The following is a 4698-nucleotide window of genomic DNA, read 5'->3' on the forward strand; positions in this document are numbered from 1 at the left end:
CTGCCATTAACCGGCCTAGTGCGTTGCCGTCGACCGGCGTCTCGGCACCGAAACGCTTGCGCCAACTGAACAGCTGATTGGTGTTGATCTTCAGTTCGCGGGCGATCAGCGAGACCGATGCGCCGGCGACCAGCGTGCGCGCTACGGCGGCACGCTTGAACTCATCGCTGTGTTGGCGATACGGGCCGCGTTTCGCCTTGGTTGTGATTGGTTGAATTATTGTGTCCATAAATAAATTTGTGGACACAATCAATTTGCGTCCCAAATTCAATCATGGGGACGTGCGGCGCTCAAGGGAAGACGGTGGTGAGCCGACGCTTACACAGAAACTGAGTACCGGCCGCACGCGTGATGGTTCAACTCACTAGCTAGCAGGCGTTGGAAGTTCGCCTCTAAAGCAATCCCAGCTTTAGCACCTTCAGCACCTGGCTTAGAGGCACGTTTGAAATCCACCTCGCTGAAGAAACTACGCAGGCTGTGTTCACCACGCTCAATATCGTATTTGAGCGCCAGGAGGTCAGAGTGCACCGACATCGCAAACGAAAGCGAATCCGTTACCTCCGCTCGAAAGTCTTTTTCGAACTGGTCGTATTTTGTTTGAGGAAGCGGTTTGCGAGTGAGTTGACGCTCTCGCAGCTCAAACTGAAGGCGGCGAAGGTACATCTGTGTCGAGTCGTCCTGTGCCGACTGTCGTATGCGTTCCAGCACCTCATAGGCCTTCTGCGAGTTTGCCGAGGCAATATTGGGAATCAGAGCATCTCGAAAATTTTGCGCATTGTCTTGGGCGCCTGGACTGTACACGACGCCATTAGGGCGTGGCTCGTCCTTTGCAGGGTTGACCGCCCACATCGTCCAAGAATAAAGGTCCTCAAGAATCATCACGCCGTCGTCGCTACCTTGTGCTAGCCGACTGACGGCGCCTCCCCGGTCTCGGCCGAAATGGGCTGCCAATTCGAATATGAATGCTTGGACGGCGCTTGGGTCTTTCGGTCCCCATTGACTCACCGCCTGCTGAAAACTAGGCGAATAGCTTGTCAGCCAATGACCACCCCACATGACTGCATTGCCACGCAGCGCGACTAGCGCTGCATCTGGCTCGGCCGGAAGAGGCGACTTGAAAGCGTGCTTCATCGCACGGATAGCGATACGTTCGAATTGCGTCCGAAGCGTTGTGGATGGATTCTGCTTCTTCAGTACAGTACGTAGAATTTGCTCTGCGACCCAATCCCGAGACGTTTTCAGATTGATGAGATAGTCCCACGCGAGTGGTGTCAGCACCTCTCGGATTGGCTGGGGAGCATTAGATAAGGAGGTGAACAGTTCTTCCGCATGTTCCTTCGAAACGGCGCCGTTGCCAGCTTCATTTGCAATACACGACAATTCGGAAATTCCGGTGGCGCTGTACTTTGTCACCAAAGGCCAGTACCACTTCGGATAGCCATTAATTTCGAACGTCCCGTAACGCAGGGCTTGCCGCACTTCTGGCTCGGATAGGGACGGTATATTTTCACCCTGCCCCAGCTCCAGATGGAGTCCCTGTAAGCCAGCTGCTGTAATGTTATAGGTTGTCCTAGGCCCGCCCTCATCATATCGGGGCGGCTGCGTTCGCCAAATTTGGTTAAAGCCCTCACGGACAGCATCTGCAATTAGATTTCCTGCCGAACGTCGGAATACTTCAAAGTCGACCTCGCCGTAGCGCGAGTCCGTATTTGTTTGGAGAAGCCATCCCGCGACCCATTCAAGGTCGCCTTTCGAGCTCGCATCGGCAATGGCGGCCAACCGGGACTTCAACGTTTTTTTCGCTTGCGCGCTGACTTTTAGTTCGTCGTTACCCGAGCGCTTCTTAATCTTGGGCTGCGGCGGCATCACCGCTTTCGCGAGTTGAGCCTGGTATTGCAAGTAGGCTTTTGTCAGGCGGGGATTGCTAACCAACTCGATATCTTCACGTTGATATTGGCAAGCGCTTCTGAAACCGAACACCGCGTGCAGTAACTGTGCATCATCAAGACCAGTCTGCCCGACTACGTTTGCCAACAACGCTCTGCGCACCGAGTCATTGGCTTGAAGAGCCGAGCGGAGCTCCTTCGTATCCACATTAAAATACCCTTCCGATAGCGCGTGCTGCAGCACGAGGCAAAGTCGTGCGGTTCTTTGAGTGTATTGCGCACTGTCACGATTGAGGAGTGCCGTAGCAACGCCGACTGCCATCTCGACATACTGGTCGGTGTTCTGCCTGTTGTTATGGTCGCGGCGCTGCTTTCGGTCACTCATCCTTGCTACTCGCAGCACCATGCTTCTGCCAACCACGTAGAGTTGTTCGTAGCTGGCACTGGCCAGGAATTCTTCTGAATCGAATAGATATGGAATGCTAAAGAAACTACTCTCTTTGATGAAATGCTGGTTGATGATGCGTGATACCTGGAAGGCAGAGAAGTAGTTCCAACCTAGGCGACGAAGTAGCAAGGCAGCTAAACTGTCATCTACCGTACCGCTTGATACAAGCGCTGCGGCAAGGCCCTCGAAGTCATCATTTTTGCCAAGGTCCAAAAGGTATTGAAGTCCAGCGCGGTCGCCGAGCAGGCGGCTGTAGTCGCCGCGTGACTGACGCAATACCTTCGTTCGCAATATGTCCGATCTGGACGCCGCCGCGATATCCATGAGCAGTTCTCGGGCCGCGTAGTGCTTCCCATATTTATCGAAAAGACTGGCGATGACAGGCGTCAAGCGGGCAGGCCCGGCTTGCCAGTGGTTTTCCGACGTCAAGGAAAACATGCTGCGGCCAGGATGGTCACCTTGTTCGACGATACGCCGAACGCTTTCAGTCAACGCGTCCCGCGCGTCTGCCAACGGTATCGAGTTGTTGCGCAGGTCGCCAAAGAACGCTAGCGCCTGCGGGTCGTACTGGAGGATGACGAGCCGACAATGTGGATTTAACGTAGCGAGCCAACCCATTAGCGGTAAGAATTCACGCTGAACACCTTGCTCCCCGCTTTGCGCGACCCACGTGAAATTCTGGACAAGCCTGAGAGCCTGCTCAGTGGATTCGACCAAGCCTGCCAAGCGCTGGGCCGCCAAAAACGGGAGTAGTTCGTCTGGATAAATTTTGACTTGATGAAAGCCGACATCGATACACAGCTGCGAGTTGAGTAATTGGTTAATTGCTGCTTCGTTTAAGATTGGTGCGGCAATGAGCCTGGCCGACAGCGACTTCTGCGGAATTTCTAAAGTCGCCGGCGGCATTTCGATATTGACCAACTGGCACACCTGTGCAGCCGCGGCAAGACGCTGAGCTGCTTGGCCAAGCAAGTCACTTGAAGTTACCCCTGCATCAGCCAGCCGAGGGTCTGCCGCGCGCAATACTTGGATTGCTCCTACGACGCGGTTGAACACCTCTGTGAGACAATTTGGCGGGTTTGAGAGCATGTCGATGCTGGCGAGAATATCTAGGCCGCCAGGGTTTTTCGTGAACCCACCAAGCCCTCGTTCGCGCGCGACGGATAAGAGCTGAGTACCGTCGATGCTTACATGACGGCCCACGAGATACTGTAGCGCTTGCTTGGATTCCAGTGGAGCCATCGAAAATAGACGAAGCTTTTCTGGCTCGGAACTCCCGTCGATAGTGGACGTCGAAGCGCTTTGACCTGACGTGGCGCCCAACCGCCGAGTCGCGGTAGCGCGAATCGCTGAAGCCGGCGGCACAAGTATCTCCGAAAGCTTTTCGAACACAACCGGCGTCAGGACGGCCGGCCGCGTCGATAGGACCCAGTTCACGCGCTCGTTAGGCCAGGACACTGCATCAGCAAGGTCGCGCACAAGGTATTCGATAGATTCTTTTTTGCCGGCCGCAGCTTCATCTAGCGAATCCACAAAGAGCGTCATTGTCTCCGTGGGGGACGCTTTCCACGCCTTGAACGCTTCCAACTCCTTGCCCGTCAGTGCCTTCTCTACGCTTCCGCGGTCAGCCAGTGCTCTCAATGCGATGAACACCGCCATTTTCGATGCATCACGCATTGTCGATGCGCGGTGCTCCATCTCGGTCGTTTTACCGAAATTTGCTGGTGCTACCACTACGCAAAAGCGGCCTTCTAATACCTTCGACCAATCGAACCGCTTGCCCCGAACTTCTGAGGCGATGAGTTCATCGGCATCGTATTCCTTCCTTTCGACGAAACGTCGGTTCAAATCGAAGTAGTGCATGGTTCTCCTGTTCGCTGCGCGTTGGCAGACTTCCGGCGCGGCCTGATGCGAGTTAAGTACATCTGTCGCACGGCAGCAGATGCCGCACTGGAAACAGCGACATATTCGTTTAACCCCCCCGACGTTGGAGGCTTTCCATTTGCATGTGAGGGCCGATGGATGCGGTTAGTAAAGTGGACCCGTCAGTCAAGACACTCTGCCAGTTAATTTAAGCTGTGCCCATTTCCACTTCATCAGCTGCTCGGCGCTGTCCCGTACCACTCTTTTCCTGCGGCGTTTCGCCGTCATCGCCGTACCTGTCGACGATCAACGCACCGCCGCCAATCCCATCGCGATGGACTTGATCGGGCGTCTGATACCTCAGCGACTGGTGCGGCCGCTGTGCGTTGTAGAACGCGAAATACTGTGCCAGGCCCACCATCAATTCCGCCATGTTGGCGTAGCCCTTCAGGTACACGTCCTCGTACTTCACGTTGCGCCACAAGCGCTCGACGAAAATAT

The 4698-nt window shown here is 54.9% G+C and carries 3 protein-coding genes; all 3 read right to left on the minus strand.

Annotation, left to right across the window (positions count from 1 at the left end):
• On the minus strand, positions 1 to 229 hold a 229-nt coding region (locus BM252_RS29590), incomplete at its 3' end, for a transposase (RefSeq protein ID WP_139236827.1).
• An 89-nt stretch (positions 230 to 318) separates the two neighbouring features.
• On the minus strand, positions 319 to 4197 hold the full coding sequence (locus BM252_RS30745) for a hypothetical protein (RefSeq protein WP_139236828.1): 3879 nt from the start codon (positions 4195 to 4197) through the stop codon (positions 319 to 321).
• Positions 4198 to 4405: 208 nt separating this feature from the next.
• The coding region (locus tag BM252_RS29600) for an integrase core domain-containing protein (protein WP_245774511.1) at positions 4406 to 4698 on the minus strand (293 nt) is incomplete at its 5' end.

The organism is Rugamonas rubra (assembly GCF_900114705.1).
Taxonomy (GTDB): domain Bacteria; phylum Pseudomonadota; class Gammaproteobacteria; order Burkholderiales; family Burkholderiaceae_D; genus Rugamonas; species Rugamonas rubra.